The 16,444-nt window shown below is 63.7% G+C and carries 13 protein-coding genes; 5 read left to right on the top strand and 8 right to left on the bottom strand.

The window, feature by feature from the left end; all coding sequences use genetic code 11:
• Positions 1-345 precede the first annotated feature (345 nt).
• The 6 genes from CXY70_RS13500 to CXY70_RS13475 all read right to left on the bottom strand — a co-directional run bounded on the left by CXY70_RS13500 (position 346) and on the right by CXY70_RS13475 (position 7,235).
• Positions 346-1,743, bottom strand: coding sequence for a DUF2079 domain-containing protein (locus CXY70_RS13500; RefSeq protein ID WP_104192847.1), 1,398 nt, complete (start codon positions 1,741-1,743; stop codon positions 346-348).
• 487 nt (positions 1,744-2,230) lie between these two features.
• The gene (locus CXY70_RS13495) at positions 2,231-3,652 is read right to left on the bottom strand and encodes a dihydrolipoamide acetyltransferase family protein (RefSeq protein ID WP_104192846.1); all 1,422 of its coding nucleotides are present in this window, start codon (positions 3,650-3,652) and stop codon (positions 2,231-2,233) included.
• On the bottom strand, positions 3,652-4,671 hold the full coding sequence (locus CXY70_RS13490; protein WP_104192845.1) for an alpha-ketoacid dehydrogenase subunit beta: 1,020 nt from the start codon (positions 4,669-4,671) through the stop codon (positions 3,652-3,654). Before CXY70_RS13490 ends, CXY70_RS13495 begins: the two co-directional genes overlap by 1 nt.
• Entirely contained in the window at positions 4,668-5,810 is a 1,143-nt protein-coding gene (gene pdhA / locus CXY70_RS13485; protein WP_104192844.1) for a pyruvate dehydrogenase (acetyl-transferring) E1 component subunit alpha, read from the bottom strand. Before pdhA ends, CXY70_RS13490 begins: the two co-directional genes overlap by 4 nt.
• 110 nt (positions 5,811-5,920) lie before the next feature.
• Positions 5,921-6,409, bottom strand: a complete 489-nt coding sequence (locus CXY70_RS13480; RefSeq protein ID WP_104192843.1) for an Lrp/AsnC family transcriptional regulator — start codon at positions 6,407-6,409, stop codon at positions 5,921-5,923.
• Positions 6,410-6,416: 7 nt separating this feature from the next.
• On the bottom strand, positions 6,417-7,235 hold the full coding sequence (locus tag CXY70_RS13475) for an oxygenase MpaB family protein (RefSeq protein ID WP_233205931.1): 819 nt from the start codon (positions 7,233-7,235) through the stop codon (positions 6,417-6,419).
• Positions 7,236-7,424: 189 nt separating this feature from the next.
• Here CXY70_RS13475 and CXY70_RS13470 point away from each other — a divergent pair, with 189 nt between their 5' ends.
• From CXY70_RS13470 to CXY70_RS13460, 3 genes are all read left to right on the top strand, one after another.
• A complete protein-coding gene (locus tag CXY70_RS13470) occupies positions 7,425-7,985 on the top strand; it encodes a YceI family protein (RefSeq protein WP_104192841.1) in 561 nt (186 codons plus the stop codon).
• A 150-nt stretch (positions 7,986-8,135) separates the two neighbouring features.
• On the top strand, positions 8,136-10,607 hold the full coding sequence (locus CXY70_RS13465) for a hypothetical protein (RefSeq protein ID WP_104192840.1): 2,472 nt from the start codon (positions 8,136-8,138) through the stop codon (positions 10,605-10,607).
• Between the two features lie 152 nt (positions 10,608-10,759).
• Complete coding sequence (locus CXY70_RS13460; RefSeq protein ID WP_104192876.1) at positions 10,760-11,797, top strand: nitronate monooxygenase family protein; 1,038 nt, start codon at positions 10,760-10,762, stop codon at positions 11,795-11,797.
• Between the two features lie 5 nt (positions 11,798-11,802).
• On the opposite strand, the gene CXY70_RS13455 is transcribed toward CXY70_RS13460, so the two are convergent.
• Both CXY70_RS13455 and CXY70_RS13450 read right to left on the bottom strand, forming a co-directional pair.
• Positions 11,803-12,834, bottom strand: coding sequence for an FUSC family protein (locus tag CXY70_RS13455; RefSeq protein WP_104192839.1), 1,032 nt, complete (start codon positions 12,832-12,834; stop codon positions 11,803-11,805).
• Between the two features lie 226 nt (positions 12,835-13,060).
• Positions 13,061-14,008, bottom strand: a complete 948-nt coding sequence (locus CXY70_RS13450) for a LysR family transcriptional regulator (RefSeq protein WP_104192838.1) — start codon at positions 14,006-14,008, stop codon at positions 13,061-13,063.
• 177 nt (positions 14,009-14,185) lie between these two features.
• On the opposite strand from CXY70_RS13450, the gene CXY70_RS13445 reads away from it, so the two are divergent.
• Both CXY70_RS13445 and CXY70_RS13440 read left to right on the top strand, forming a co-directional pair.
• On the top strand, positions 14,186-15,634 hold the full coding sequence (locus CXY70_RS13445; RefSeq protein WP_104192837.1) for an amino acid ABC transporter substrate-binding protein/permease: 1,449 nt from the start codon (positions 14,186-14,188) through the stop codon (positions 15,632-15,634).
• Positions 15,631-16,392, top strand: a complete 762-nt coding sequence (locus CXY70_RS13440) for an amino acid ABC transporter ATP-binding protein (RefSeq protein ID WP_104192836.1) — start codon at positions 15,631-15,633, stop codon at positions 16,390-16,392. Before CXY70_RS13445 ends, CXY70_RS13440 begins: the two co-directional genes overlap by 4 nt.
• Positions 16,393-16,444 lie beyond the last annotated feature (52 nt).

The raw sequence follows: 16,444 nt of genomic DNA, 5'->3' as shown, positions 1-16,444 counted from the left end.
CCCTCGGGTTCCGGCACAGAGCCGGTGGCGGCGGGCGGAGCGGTGAGGGTCATGGCGTCGGTGCCTCCTTCACCAACAATTTTACCCCAAATCGCCCCTAACGGCGAGATAATCTCAGCATTATCCTGACTGACATACAGAATTTTCTTCTGATCAACAAAAGCGGAAAAAAGAATACTTCCGCTTTGTGCAGTGACCAGTCACGCGCTTTCGATGGGAATACAGACAGCAGTCAGCGGCTGGTCCGTGATTAGATGGACGATCGCGGAAGCGCGCCAGGGCCCACCGTATTGCCGGGAGCCCAGTTTCTCGGCTGGGACCGGACCCTGCAGGTCACGGCGGGGGTCAGGGCGTCGGGGCGGCCAGGCGGGCTACCTCGTAACCGCCGGCGGAATAGATCGTCGTGAACGCCACGCCGGGGTGCAGCGCCGCACCCACGACCTGCGCCGACGTCCACTCGGCGGGAAGACCTCCGGCCACATGGTCGATCACGAGATAGTCCGGCAGGGGATTCTGGTTGCCGAGCCAGAAAACATCCGTTCGTTCCACGAGATAGTTCATCAGGCCAATGTCAGATTCGACCCGGGCGCCGTCCGGCACGATGCGCAAAGCAGCAGTCGCCGCGATAGCGCGATCCGTCGAAAAATTGCCCGCCACATCCGTCAGTTTGAACACGGGCAGCGTCGTGCCGAGCACGAGCGCGGCGACAATCGAAACGGATGCCGCCTGCCGCCCAAAACCGCGCAGCCAACGGCGCCGGCTGGTGCGCGCGAGTGCGATACCGTCGAGCGCTGCGGCGAACACGATCGGCATGAGTACGGCGCTGTACTGCCAGGTCGGCCCCCAATATCCCGAATTATCGGACAGAAACCGCCAGGCCAGGGTCGGCAACAGCACGAGCGCGAGCGGCGACCGCACCGCGATGACGCCGCCGGCCACGAGGAGCAGCGCGAGAGTCACGCCCTTCTGCGGCTGAAAGAGCGTCGCCGGGTCACCCAGAATCTTGACCAGGTCGATGCTGCTCGAGTATGCCCAGGCCCCATTCGGGTTGAGCAGCGGCAGAATGACCAGGCTGGCCAGAGCGAACCAGCCCACGCCCCAGACGGCCAACCACACTCCAAGCGGATGCCGGCTGCGAACGGCCAGCACGATACCCATCGCGGCCACGGTGAGTCCGAGGTCTTCCTTCACGAACACGAGCGGCATCGCCCAGAGCAGGCAGGCCGCCCACTTGCGCCCGAGAAAGGCGGTCAGGGACAGCGCCAACAACGGAACGGCGAAGGCAATCTCGTGGAACTGCGCCTCGACCGCGCCCTGCAGACCCCAGCTGAACGCGAAAGCGAGCCCGAACAGCGTCCCGGTCATCGGTCCGAGCAGCCGGATCGCGCCATAGCTGAGTGCTGCGGCGGCGAGACCGAACAGGGCGTTCTGCACCACCAGTAGCGTGAACGCGTGTGGAAAGATCGCGAAAATCGGGCCGAGCAGCACCAGAAGCGGATGAAAATGGTCACCGAGCAGGTTGAAACCGTCACCCTTGATCGTCACGATCGGCGTTTCAAGCGCCGCATATTGCCGGGCCAGCTGGGCGAAAATCCCGAGGTCCCAGGACGGAGCGGCGAAGCTTCGCCACTGCAGCGCCGAGAATACGGTGTACAGCGCGGTCGACACGAGCCCCACGCCGGCCGGCAGCAGGAACGGCCGGAGCGCGCCTGACCGAAACAGTTCGACGCGAAATCCACTCATCCAGCCACGCTAACGCACCCGCCCCGAACTCCGCCCCAGCAGGTCGTGGCCAGCCCCGCCGCGTTATCCGCTGGTGAGGCCTGTGGCAGCACGGGACCTTTGGCCCTGTTTGGGGGGCGCGCCACGGAGCACACTAACAGGATGCAGCAGACGACGCCACCTCTGGAGGTCGCATGACATTGACTTGCCCATTCTGCCGGTCCGAAGCTCGGCTCACCCTGAATCCGGCCCACGCCGAACGCAACTCGCTCCCGGTTTACCTACTCAAATGCTCCGGATGCGAGCACACCAGCGTGCGCGTATCCCGGTTCGCGGCGCGGACGTGTGGGGTACCTTCTCAGTTCGCGCCTAACCGGGGCTGACGCTCGCCGGGGAACCCAACCTCAGCGAAAACCACCAGCGTGCTCGTGCACCCCGTACGCCGTCCAGCGACACAGAAAACACCTCCGCCTTCCTGCGATGGTGTTTTTTATGTCTCCGCCTGCTCCTACAGGTCGGCGAGCAGGCTCACCGGGTTTTCGATGCAGCGGGCCACATAGGTGAGGAACCCGGCAGCGGTTCCGCCGTCGCAGACCCGGTGGTCGAACACCATCGAGAGCTCAACGACGGTGCGCACCGCGAGAGCGTGTTCGACCACCCAGGGCCGTTCGATCATGCGCCCGATACCGAGAATGGCCGCCTCCGGGTGGTTGATGATTGCGGCCGAACCGTCCACGCCGAGCGACCCGAAGTTGTTGAGCGTGAAGGTTCCACCGGTCAGGGCGCTCGGTGCAAAGGTACCCTCGGGCGACTGCGCCACGAGAGCGGCGAGGGAGTCGCGCAACTGCCGCAGGCTCATTGCGTGCGCCCCGTGGATCACGGGGACCATCAGCCCGCGCGAGGTCTGCGCCGCGATGCCGAGGTTGACGGCACCGTGCTGCAGAATCTCCTGGCTCGCAGTGTCGACCGAAGAATTCAGCACCGGGTACACACGCAGCCCGGCGACGACGAAGCGGGCGATGAGCGCCGTCACACTGAATCGCTCTCCGGTCGCCGTGAGCAGCTGATCCCGCGCCGCGAATAGTGCCGTTGCGTCGACATCCAGCCAGATGGTCGCCTCGGGAATCTCCCGCCGCGACGTGGTTAATCGCTGCGAGACGACTTTCCGCAGGCCGGAAATGGGAATGCGGATGTCCGCGCTCGCGTCGTCGGGGGCAGTTGGCGCTGTGCTGGGTGGCGCCGCCGCCGGAGCGGTCAATGCTCGAATGTAGTTGTCGACGTCGCTGCGCAGCACCAGTGCGTTCGGCCCGCTGCCGGCCAGCATGCTCGCGTCAAACCCGTTGTCGCGCGCCAGGCGGCGCACGATTGGTGAGACGACGGGGGAGCGGCGGGTCGAGTCCAAAGCGTCGCTCGAAACGGATGCCGCCGAAACGGATGGCGCTGGCTCGGCTGGCGCAGCGGCCACCGGCAGCATCGGTACCGGCAGCATCGACACCGGCGGCGCCGGGGCATCCGCCGTCGTGACCGGGGTATGGCTCGGCGTCCCCGTGCCGCAAAAACGCCCGGCGGCGACCTTCCGCGCCGGCCGGGTGCTCTCGGTCGTGCCGTAGCCGACCAGAACGGCCCCGGAAACTTCGGACGGAGCGGCGGCGGGAACGTCGCCCGCCGCGACATCTGCGGCAGCACCACCCGCAGCATCCGTCACGGTCAGCAGTACCTGCCCAGCGTGGATCACCTGGCCTGGCTCGCCGAACAGGCTCGCGACAACGCCGCCATAGGGCGACGGCAGCTCCACGATGGACTTGGCCGATTCGACCTCGACCACGGCTTGGTCGATGGCGATCGTGTCGCCGGGAGCGACCAGCCAGGCCACGATCTCGGCCTCGGTCAGCCCCTCACCGAGGTCGGGCAGCAGAAATTCGCGGCTCATCAGGACCACTCCCAGGTCGACAGTGCTGCGAGAATGCGATCGGGGGTCGGCAAGAAGTACTCCTCGAGCTTGGGCGACGGGTACGGAATGTCGAAGCCGGTGATACGCAGGATGGGGGCGGCGAGGTAGAAGAAGTTGCGCTCGGTCAGGCGCGTGGCCACCTCGGCACCATAGCCACCGAACTGCGCGGCCTCGTGCACGATGGCGGCCCGTCCGGTTTTACGAACGGATACCCCCACCGTCTCGTCGTCAAAGGGCGAAAGCGAACGCAGGTCGATGACCTCGATCGAGAGCCCCTCGGCTTCAGCCTGATCGGCCGTGGCGAGTGCGGTTTTCACGGTCGGCCCATAGGCGATGAGCGTGACGTCGGTACCCGCGCGCAACACGACGGCCCGGTTCAGCTTCTCGGTTTGCACCGGCAAGGAGAGAGAAGCTTTGCTCCAGTAGCGGCTCTTCGGCTCCATGAAGATCACCGGGTCGTCGCTGGCAATAGCCTCCCGCAGCATGGAATAGGCGTCCGCCGGGTTCGACGGGCTGACCACGGTGAGTCCGGGCGTCGCCGTCCAGTAAGCCTCCGAGGAATCGGAGTGGTGCTCGACTCCGCCGATATCGCCGGCGTAGGGAATGCGAATGACGATTGGCAGCGGGATTTTGCCGCGCGTTCGATTGCGCATCTTGGCCACGTGCGACACGATCTGTTGGAACGCCGGGTAGCTGAACGCGTCGAACTGCATCTCCACGACCGGGCGCAGGCCGTACATAGCCATGCCGATCGCGGTTCCGACGATGCCGGCCTCGGCCAGCGGGGAGTCGCTCACCCGGGTTTCACCAAATTCGGCGTAGAGCCCGTCGGTGACGCGAAACACGCCGCCGAGCGGGCCGACGTCTTCGCCGAACAGAACGACCGTCGGATCATCGACCATCGCATCGCGAATGGCGGCGTTGAGCGCGGCGGCCATGGTGAGGTCTTCTGGCGCGCGCACGGCAGTGCCGGTGTCCAGGGCCTGCTGCGGGCTCATCGAGTGCTCTTTTCGGTAGCAACAGCGGATGCCAAAGCATCGCCGGCGAGTTCGGCCGCGAGAAAGGCGCGTTGCTCGGCCAGGGCGGTGCGCGGCGTGGAATAGACGTGCTCGAACAGTTCCAGCGGATCGACGACCGCCTGTTCGGTCATGCAGTCGCGGGTTGTGGCGGCGAGCTCCTCGGCGGCGGCAAGAATCGAAGCGCGTACCCCTTCGGTCAGGGCGCCCTGCGCAACGAGGTACTTTTCCAAACGTTCGATCGGATCCCGGCTGCGCCACAGGTCGACGTCGGCGGCTTTGCGGTAGCGGGTGGGGTCATCCGAGTTGGTATGGGCTTCGATGCGGTAGGTGAGGCCCTCGATCAGGGTGGGGCCATCGCCGCGGCGAGCGCGGTCCATGGCCGCCGAGACGACGGCATACATGGCTGCAACGTCGTTGCCGTCCACGTAATAGCCGGGCATGCCGTAGCCGATGGCCTTGTCGGCGATGGTGCGGCAGGCCATCTGCTTGTCGAGTGGCACGCTGATCGCGAACTGGTTATTCTGCACGAGGAACACGACGGGAGCCTGCCAGACGGCAGCAAAGTTGAATGCCTCGTGGGCGTCGCCCTCGCTGGTGGCGCCGTCGCCGAGCAGGGTGAGAGCCACGGTATTGTCGCGCTTGAGCTTCGCTGCGGTGGCCAGGCCGACGGCGTGCAGCGCCTGGGTAGCTAGTGGTGTGGCCTGCGGGGCGATGCGGTGCTGGTGATAGTCGTAGCCGCTGTGCCAGTCACCGCGGAACGAGGCAAGAATATCTTTCGGCTCGACCCCCCGGGTAAGCAGCGCAATGCTGTCGCGGTAGGTCGGAAACAGCCAGTCCTGCGGGGCGAGTGCGGCGACCGCGGCGATCTCGCAGGCTTCCTGGCCGAGCGCGGACGGGTAGGTGGCGAGGCGACCCTGCCGGGTGAGGGCGGTTACCTGCACGTCGAACCGGCGCGCTATGACCATCTGTCGGTACAGGCCGAGCAGGGTGTCGACGGCTGGCAGGGTAAATCCGCCGCTCTCATTCTCGGCAACCGCCTGACCAGTGTCGTCGATCAAACGAAGGGGTGGGGGTGCCAGCACCGCCGTCAACGGCGTGCTCTCAACATTGAGGCTCATGAGGCAATGGTGCGCCCTTCAGACGAGCCCGTACCCAGGTTTTTTGCAGTTGTGAACGATTGGCCGGGCAAATGCCAGACGGCAACCAAACGGCCGTACTGAGAAGGTTTTCAGTGCCAAGCGTCCGGGGTGGTACCGGGCGCGTGCCCGAGGATCTCGTCGAGAATTAGGTGCGACCGGGTCGAGATTACCCCGGGCATGGTGTGGATATCGCGCAGAATGGCCTGGCTGAGTTGTTCGTGGTCGGGAGCGCTCACGGTGAGAATAATGTCGATGTCCCCGCTCACTGCCTGCGCCTTCTCAACAAATGGGAGTTCGGCGAGTTGCGCGGCAATTTCACCCCAGGCCACGTCAGCGATCTTCACGATGACGAGAGCCGACACGTGCAGGCCGAGGGCCTTGCGGTCGGTCTGGGCGCCGAACCCGGTGATCACGCCATGGCTGATGAGCTTCTGCACCCGGGTGTGCGCTGCGGTGCGCGAGATGTGCACCTGCAGGGCCAGCTGGCGCATGGAGAGTCTGGCGTCCCGGCTGAGCTCGGCGATGATCTGGCGATCAACGCCGTCGAGTCCGGGGTGGGGCGGCTGCGGCTGCGTCATTGGACTCTTACAGTACCGGTGCCGGCGCGGATGCAGTGGATCGGCGCAGGTGGGATTTGCGAAGCACGCGCAGGTAGTGATTCTTGGGCCAGTGGCGAAGTGCGCGCGGCAGGCGAGGATAGATGAAACGGATGACGTGCAGTGCCCGATCGAAGCGCCGCTGGTGCTGTTCTGACCAAGGGAGGTCGAAGAGTACCCGAACGCGGGGCGGCAGCAGTCCGGCCGTCATCAGGCGGGCCAGCGGGAGGGCAGCTCGGTACCAAAACGGAGCCGGGCGCGAGTGCAACAGCTCGTGCGCGACCGCGCGCGTGGCGGCATCCGTTCTCAGCAGTTGCAATTGCTCATCCCAGTACTGGCGAAACGCGACGCGGTCTTTCGGCCACAGTTCCGGCGGCACCTGCAGCGCGGTGCCGAGCCGGGAGTATTCGCGGTAAACGGCGTCGGCCGTTGCCTCGTCGAGCGGGCCGTAGATGAGTGCGTGCAGGTGGGTAGCAGAGTCGTACAGCGTTGCGGCGACCCAGAGCTGCAGCTCTGGGGTGAACGCGTTGTACCGGGGTGTCGTGCCGGTTGAATGCACGGGAACGTGCGCATGGTTGACCCGCTCGGCCATCGCGGCGGCGAGGTCGGCCGGTCCGAAGACGGTGGCGTAGACAAAGCTCAGCGTGCCGTTCAGCCGGTCGAGCGGCCGAGCGGCGAAATTGCTGTGGTCGGCGACGCCGTGTCCAATGGCCGGATTCGCCAGCTGCAGCAGGATGGCGCGGCCGCCCGCAGCAATCAGGATGCCCTCGCCCGCAACCCCCTGCATGCTCGGTAAACGTGCTCTCACAGCTACCTCCCAATAAACACGCAGAACCCGATGACAGGCTGAGACTATTCGGTCGGCCTGAGTTAAGGCCCGGCTGAACCCCGAAGGGGCCGATGAATATTTGTCTTCCCGGGAATACGAACGTCTTCTATGCGCTTGCATATATCCGAGGGCGACAATTCTGGGCCCACACACTTGAGGAGAAACTCTATGAGCGAGACCACCGCAACGAGCATTCCCGGCTTCAAAGCCGGAACCTGGACCATTGACAAGACCCACAGCTCGGTGAGCTTCAGCATTCGCCACATCGTCATCAGCAAGGTCAAGGGCACCTTCGAAGACTTCGACGCCACCTTCGTAACCGGCGAGAACCCTCTCGAGACGAGCGTCACGGCCTCGGCCAAGGTCGTCTCGATCAACACCAACGAGCCCAACCGCGACGGTCACCTCCGCACCGGCGATTTCTTCGACGCCGAAACGTACCCGACCATCGACTTCGCGTCGACCGGTGTGCGCGAAGTCAAGGGCGACTACCTCGTCGACGGCAACATCACCATCAAGGGCGTCACCAAGCCGGCCACGTTCGAGCTCGACTTCGGTGGCTTTGGTGGAGACCCCTACGGCAATTACAAGTTCGGCGCCACGGCCAAGACCGAGGTCAACCGCGAAGACTTCGGCCTCACTTACAACGCCGCCCTCGAAACCGGTGGCATGCTGCTCGGCGACAAGGTCACCATCACGCTCGAATTGCAGGCCGCGCTCAACGCGTAACCCCTAGCTTTTCGATCAGGGCCCCACTTCGGTGGGGCCCTGTTTCGTTTGCAGCCAAGCCGCAAATTTTGGGATAGAAAATGCCCCCGGTGCTATGATCACTGCGATTTTCGCTCCGTAGTACTTCCCACTCCTGAAACCGAGCCTCACATGATTCAACGTCGTCGTCATCTGATTCTTTTTTCGCTCGCGGTGACTGCGGCCCTGAGCTTGGCGTTCGGGGGAGTGGTCACGGCCGCTCACGCCGACGCGCTGGTGCCCACCCCGGTGGGTAGCAATATCGAGGTACGGCCGACCGACCCGAACGGTAACAAGGGCGTCTACCTGAACTTCAACTCCGTTCTCGAAGCCGGAGTCACTTCAGTGACCACGTCCACGACCGGCCCGGCTCCCGTCGGGTTTACGCTCGCCCTCGACACTCCCTACTTCTTTTACCCCGCGACCACGGCGATCACCAGCGGCCCCATCACCATCTGCATTCAACATGTCGATTATGATGTTCCCGATCAAATGTTCAGTCGAGACATGATCTGGCAGTTCGTCAATGGTCAGTGGCAAGAACTTGGCTATCCGCCGGGACACTACTGCGGCGATGCCGCCAGCCTCGCCGGACCGTTCGCCGTGGGCGGCACGCTCAAGGGTGACACGCCGATTGGTACGAACGTTTTTGTCAAACCGAGCAGCTATCCCACCGGAGCCAACAGTAGTCCGGTCGTGATTTTCGACAGCGTCACGACGCCCGGAATCACCACGGTTTCGCACCCGGCTACACAGCCGGCGCCAATCGCCTTCGACCAGCGCAGCAGCTACTACGACTTCGCCACGACCGCTGAATTTTCGGGGCAGTTCCGGTTCTGTATCGATCCTTCGGACCTGCAATATTGGAATGCCTATTTCACCCCGAGCGTGAGGGAACTGGAAACCGCCTACCGTTCCCGGATGTACCAGTTCGAATTGGGCGTGTGGAAAGACATCACGAGTTCCCAGGGCACGTCTACTTGTGGAAGAACCACATCGTTCGAGCCCGTGATGCTCGGTGAACCGCCGGCGGGAATCACCGCGGTGGGTTCTTTGGTGAGCCTCGCGCCGTCCGGTCAAGATGCGCTAAATCCCCCGATTCGCGTTGAATTCGATACCGTCACATCCGCCGGGAACACCGCCGTCACCGAGTCAATGATCGGACCAGCCTCAACTATCTTCGACACTGTCACCACACCAGCCTTCATTGAACTCTCGACGACGGCCACCTTTACCGGTCGCGTTCTGGTGTGTGTCCAGTACTTGCGAAGCCTGTTCGCCGACGGAAACCGTCTCTTTCACTTTGAGGGCGGACGCTGGCAGGAGATTTCGCTGGGTAACAGGGAGGGGATTCTCTGTGGATATGCGACAGGGCTGGGAATGTTCACGATTGGGCTGCCTCGGGCGGGCAGTAGCCCGGTCGGAGCGGATGTGCTGGTCGACCTGTACACGCCGGCATATCCGTACGCCGCCCTGACCTTCGACTCGATAACGTCCGACGGCATCACCTCCTCCGTCCTCACTCCGACCGGGCCGGCGCCGACCGGATTTACCACGCTGACCGACCCGCCGGTGTACCTGAATCTGGAGACCACGGCGGGCTACAGTGGCAACATCCTGGTCTGCTTGTCTTTTGACGCGTCGACCCTGACCGCTGAGCAAGCCCTTAGCCAGCACCTGTACCACTTCGTGGCTGGCGCGTGGCAGGACATCACGAGCCAACAGTCCTATGGCCGCGTGTGTGGAACGACGTCGTCGCTGTCGCCATTTGTCGTGGGCGAACCGCTGCGGGCACCGAGCCTGGCACCCGCTCCGACACCGAGCGTCACGGGCACGCCACAGGTCGGCTTCCAACTGACTGCCGTTCCCGGTCGCTGGGGACCAGGTGCCGTTGACTTGAGTTATCAGTGGAAACGTAACGGCGCCGCTATTGTCGGTGCGACCGATATCAAATTTCAGCTGTCCGGCGCCGAGGCGGGCGAGAGCGTCAACGTAACCGTCACGGGTACGAAGACCGGCTACTCCGCCACCAGCCGGTCGAGTAGCCCTGCTCTCATCGCGATCGGCGTGCTGTCCGAGACGCCCGTCCCCGAGATCGTCGGCGCAACCACCGTGGGTAAAACTCTCGGCCTATCGACCGGTGTCTGGCGACCGGCCCCCGTCGACCTCGCCGTGCAGTGGAATCGCAATGGGGCGCCGGTAGTCGCCGCCACATCCAGCACATACGAGGTGACCGCGGCCGACTTGGGCGGCAGGATTACGGTGACGGTGACCGGAACGAAGGTGGGGTATCGTTCCATCAGCACGACCAGCGCCGCGACGGTACCGGTTGAGCCGGGCAAATTGGTCGGCCCGATTCCCAGCATCAGCGGAATGGCCAGGGTTGGCCAGCAACTCGTTGCCGTGCCCGGCGTGTGGACTCCCGCTGCGGCCCTGAGCTACCAATGGTTCCGCGGAGCAACGCCCGTGCCGGGAGCTACAGCCGCGACCTACGCGCTCACCTCGATGGACCGAAATTACCGCATGACCGTCACTGTCACCGCCAGTCAGACCGGCTACCTGACCGCAGTGAAGAAGAGCGGTGCAACGCCTAAAGTCACGTAGCCCTCGATCCGGGGCCACGAGTTGCCGGGCACCGGGCCTTCATCTGTGCGAAGGTACCCTTGTGGGGTTCGCCGCCCGGAATAAACAGAATGTTTGTTTTAGAGCATGCTTCCAGCGGTTAGATGACCACTCCACTTCGGCAAGGAGTCTTCGTGTTTTCTCTTTCTGACCTGCACATTCCAATCATCGCGGCACCGATGGCCGGCGGCGCCTCGACTCCCAACCTGACGGTAGCCGTCAGCGACGCGGGCGGACTCGGCTTTTTGGCTGGCGGCTACAAGACCCCGCAGGCCCTGGCCGAACAGATCGTCGACGTGCAGCAGCGCACCGAGCGCGCCTTCGGCGTCAACCTGTTCATTCCTCAGCCGGCTCTGAGTGATCGCGCCGCAGCCCTGTCCTATCGCGACGTGCTCGCCCGCGAGAATCCAGCGGCCACATTCGGCGAAATCGACGAAACCGACGACGACTGGTTCGCCGATAAGGTGGCCGTCGTCATCGCTCAGAAGGTTCCGGTTGTTTCGTTCACCTTCGGCCTGCCCCCACGAGACGCCGTAGAGCGCATGCACGCGGCCGGCTCATTCCTGATCGCTACGGTCACTTCGGTGCCCGAAGCCCTTCAGGCGGTCGACCGTGGCGTCGACGCACTCTGCGTGCAGGGGCCGGAGGCTGGCGGGCACCGGGGGACCTTCACCACTCAGGGCGAACCGGGCACCCTTGCCCTGGGGGAGCTGCTGATCGAGATTCGCGAGGTGGTGAGGCTGCCGCTGATCGTGGCGGGCGGCATCCACTCGGGCGAACAGATCGCCTCGTTGCTCGCCAACGGCGCGGGCGCCGTACAGCTCGGTACTGCCCTTCTCCGTACAGAGGAGTCCGGCGCGAACCCGGCCCACCAAAATGCCCTGGTCGATGGGCGATTCGCCGAGACCGTCATAACGAGGGCCTTCTCTGGTCGCCCGGCGCGTGCCTTGCGAAATGCCTTCGTCACGGCTCACGATTCGAGCGTGCCCCACGAGTATCCCCAGGTGCATCACCTCACCAAGGGCCTGCGAACGGATGCCGCCCGCCGTGGCGACCCCGACGGGCTCGCCCTCTGGGCCGGGACAGGATTTCGCGCCGCGGCTGCTGGCCCGGCCCAGTCCGTTCTGGCGTCCCTCTGGGCCGGTGCAACGGCCGCGGCTGCTGGTCGTTAGCCGAGCTAACGCAGACTTCCTCGTGGACGCCGGTCGCGGATCAGCAGAACGACGGCGATCCCGACCACGGCACCAAGAAGAGTTTCCCATCCGCGGTCAGTGAGTAGAGATGTCGGGTCGATCGGGCTGGCGAGTTGGGTCATGAGCAGTATGACGGGCGTGAAAAAAGTGAGTGCGAGACCGTAGTGGCGCGCCATGAATAATTCAGTCGGGAACTGCAAGACCATGACGAGGATGACCAGCACGGTCGTACTGGGATGGAGGAGCAGAATACCCGCCGTGAGGCCCAGACCTGCAAAGGTGCCGAATATTCGATGGACGCCACGCTGCACTCGGCTGGGAAGATCGGCACCGGCGAGGGGAACGGCCGCTGCGGCCATAGCCCAATAGGCGTGGCCGATCCCGAATACGAGACCGAGAACCCCGGCGGCTGCGACAGCGAGGACATAGCGGGTGGCGTGCACGCCTGCCTTCGCTAGCCATGGCCGGGAGAGAGGTTCGCGAGAACGTCTCGCCGTTGAGTCCCAGGCGCGGCCTCGAAACCAGCCAGCAAACCCGACGATTAGAGAAAAGACTGCGGATGCGGCGCAGATCAGCGCGGCAGTCCAGAGCCCAACGACCGTTGGGATCGACGCGCAGGCTCCCAGCGCGAAAATACCGAAGAAAGGCCCGGCTGGTCTGAGCTGTATCTTGTCGGCCACGAGTGAACCCAGCCCGGCCAGGGAGGCCTCGATGGCGATCAACGCCCAGACCTCGATGTGGGTGATCGACAGCGCCACCCCGATGGTCACCCCGGTCAGCAGTACTGCCGCGGCCTGGGCTTGATGCACCAGCCGCAGCTGATGGGTTTCACCACGGCCGTACATGCCCGTGAAAGCGCCAAAGACGGCATATATGCTCAACTCCGGATGGCCGGAGATCAGCAGGACCAGAACCGGGACGGTGACCCCGAGGCCCACGCGAAGGGCTGGCCAGTGATCATTGACCGCGGGTCCGACACTGATGAGCGCGCGAATATACGACAGCGTCGGGCGCACGGGGGTGTCACGGCCTTTCGATCAGAATAATGGCATTGCAACGTCGACAACGGAACCCGATTACTGGTCATCATCGAATCCATCACGTAGCTGGGGCCAACGGGCGCTCTCGGTGCCTCCGGTTGGCTGGTTCCGCGCTCAACTCCAGCGGTCGTACCATTCTGTGCCCCTGTGCCCGGCCTGTCCAAGACTCGAAGTTGACCAGCCGATAACCGCACGTTATCAATCACCTAGGTATTGCAGGAGCTTCGGGCGCGACTGGCGGAAGCCCCCGATCGAACAGCTCTCCCAGGGAAAGCCGCGCGGCAACGGCCGCGAACGCTCGCGCAGTCACCGAACCAGGCGACGCCGCGCTGATTGCCGCAGCGACACGCGCGGTCGCGACGGGATCAACGAGTGGCACGACGCGGGTGCGCGATGACGGCGTAATGGTTTGTAGCCACGAATGGGGCACGATGCTGGCCCATCGGCCCGTCTTCATGTGCGCGTGGAGGGACGCGATCGAATCCGTCTCGACCTGTGGCACCATCTGAATCTGGGTGCGGCTGAAGGCATCGTCGATAACTTGTCTGCTGCGCATTTCCGCCGTCAAGACAGCGAGGGGGAGCTGGGATGCCTGGAGCCAGGTCATCGTTTCGGGGACGTCCGGAATGAGTTCGTCGGACGCGATGAGAACGTAGCGTTCCTCGTACAGGGGCACGAAAACGAGCCGCGGGTCGGCAACCTCATCGACGTAGGTGACGCCGGCGTCCAGTTCAAAACTGCGCAGTCGTCGGGCGATTTCGACCGCGGAGAGGTCCGATTTGATTTGCACCCTGGCCAACGGATGCGCAGCACAGAACGCGGCAACGGCCAGGGCGACCGTCGTCGAGGCACTGGGTACAACACCCAGCCGCAAAATGCCGGTCACTCCGGACTGGACTGCCTGAACTTCAGCCTTGAACGCGTCATGCTCGGCCAGGATACGTTTGGCCCAGATGACCAGGCGTTCGCCCTCCGTAGTCAAACCCTCAAAGGCATGACCACGATTGATCAGAGAAACATTGAGCTCCTGCTCCAGCCGGCTGATCGCAGCGGAGAGGGCGGGTTGGGAAACGTGGCATGCGGCCGCGGCACGAGCGAAATGTCGTTCCCGGGCCACGGCGACAAAATATTCGAGCTGGCGAAACCGCACAGTCGCTCCTTCGATCTTGGTGATTATTGCGCGTGGACCCCAAGGTAGGCTCATTCGACAGGGTGTGCAGTCACCGCCCTCCGGTAGATCAGCGTCGATCGGCGCGAAACACACCACCGGCCGCCAGGCCGAGCAGACCGCACGACAAGAAATGGTTCTCCTTTGCGCAAATTGAATATGTTCCGGACGGGAAAGCTCACGGTCGCCGTCACGGCACTGCTCGCCCTCACCGGTGGAGTGCTCGGCGTCAGTGCCGCAGCAGCCAGCCAGCCCAGCACCGCTGTCACCGGCGAAACGTACGTCATCGGCACCGACACCACCTTTGCACCGTTCGAGTACCGCGAAGACGGTGAGTTGACCGGTATCGATATGGACCTGATTCGGGGCATCGCCGCCAATCAAGGCTTCACCGTAGAGATCAAATCGCTCGGCTTCGATGCGGCGCTGCAGGCGTTGCAGTCCAACCAGGTGGACGGCGTCATCGCTGGCATGTCGATCACCGACGAGCGCAAGCTCGTGTTCGACTTCTCCGACCCGTACTTCGACTCCGGCGTGCAGATGGCCGTCGCCGAGGGCAACACCGAGATCACCAAGTACGCCGACCTGGCCGGCGAAACCGTCGTCGCCAAACGCGGCAGTGAGGGCGAGACCTTCGCCAACTCGATCAAGAACGAGTACAACTTCACGGTCAAGGCCCTCGCCGACTCGGCCACGATGTACGACGACGTCAAAGCCGGTAACTCCGTCGCGGTCTTCGACGACTATCCCGTGCTCGCCTATGGCATCAACCAGAACAACGGCCTCAAGTCCGTCACCGAGAAGGAACAGGGCAGCTCCTACGGTTTCGCTGTCAACAAGGGCCAGAACCCCGAACTGCTAGCTGCCTTCAACATCGGCCTGGCCGAGCTGAAAAGCGGCGGCGAATATCAGGAAATTCTCGATACCTACCTCGACGCCCCCGCAGCGTCCAAGGATACGAGCTTCTTCGGCCTGCTCAGCGACAGCCTGCCGGCCCTCATGAAGGGCCTCGGGCTGACGCTGCTGGCGACCGCCCTGTCGATTGTGATCGCCCTCGTGCTCGGCGTGCTGTTCGGTTTCTTCAAGGTCTCTGAGAGTCGCGTGCTGCGCGGCCTGGCGAGCGTCTACGTGAGTATCTTTCGGGGCACCCCGCTGCTCGTGCAGGCGTTCTTCTTCTACTTTGGGCTGCCCCAACTCACCGGGCAGTCGATCGACGTACTCACCGCCGGTGTGCTCACCCTGAGCCTGAACGCGGGCGCCTACATGACTGAGATCGTGCGTGGCGGCATCCAGTCGGTCGATCCGGGCCAAACCGAAGCGGGCCGCAGCCTTGGCCTCGGCTATGTCATGACCATGCGCCGTGTGGTGCTGCCGCAGGCTGTGAAGATCATGACGCCGTCGTTCATCAACCAGTTCGTGATGACCCTGAAAGACACCTCGCTGCTCGCGGTGATCGGCTTCGCCGAACTCACCTATCAGGGCCAGCAGATTTACGCCTCGAACTTTCGCACGGGTGAGACCCTGCTGATCGTGGCGGCGCTCTACTTCATTGTCATCAACCTGCTCACCATGCTCTCCAATCAGCTCGACAAGAGGTTCAACAAATGAGCACCAGCGCCAATAACACCGCGAGCGCCGGCAGTAAAATTAGTGTCGGGGGCCTCCGCAAGTCGTTCGGCTCCAACGAGGTGCTCAAAGGCCTCGACGTCGAGATCACTGAGGGCGAGGTCGTCTGTGTCATTGGCCCATCGGGCTCGGGCAAGTCAACCTTTCTGCGCTGCTTGAATAAGCTTGACGAGCTCAGCGCCGGCACGATCATCGTCGATGGCTTCGACCTCGGCGACAAAACGGTCGACCTCAACGAGGTGCGACAGCACATCGGCATGGTGTTTCAGCACTTCAACCTGTTTCCGCACATGACGGTGTTGCAGAACATCATGTTGGCCCCGGTTGAGTTGAAGAAGGAATCCAAGGCGGATGCCCGCGCCACCGCCGTCAAACTGCTCAACCGGGTGGGCCTTGCCGACAAAGCGGATGCCCGACCCGCCCAGCTCTCCGGCGGCCAAAAGCAGCGCGTTGCGATCGCCCGTTCTCTCGCAGTGAACCCCGACATCATGCTCTTCGACGAGGCCACGAGCGCCCTCGACCCGGAGATGGTCGGCGAAGTGCTGCAGGTCATCCGTGATCTCGCCGCCGAGGGCATGACCATGGTCGTGGTCACCCACGAAATGGGTTTCGCCCGCGAAGTCGCTGACCGGGTCATCTTCATGGCCGATGGCGTCATCGTCGAAGAGGGCACCCCGGCCGAGCTGTTCGGCAACCCGCAACAGGAACGCACACGGGACTTCCTCTCCAAGGTACTGTAGCTCTGTAGTGGCTGGAGCGCGCACCGAAATGGGGCGCACCTATCCGGCGGAT

It is taken from the genome of Cryobacterium sp. Y82, assembly GCF_002929495.1.
Classification (GTDB): domain Bacteria; phylum Actinomycetota; class Actinomycetes; order Actinomycetales; family Microbacteriaceae; genus Cryobacterium; species Cryobacterium serini.
This window is presented reverse-complemented; position numbering and strand designations above follow the sequence as displayed.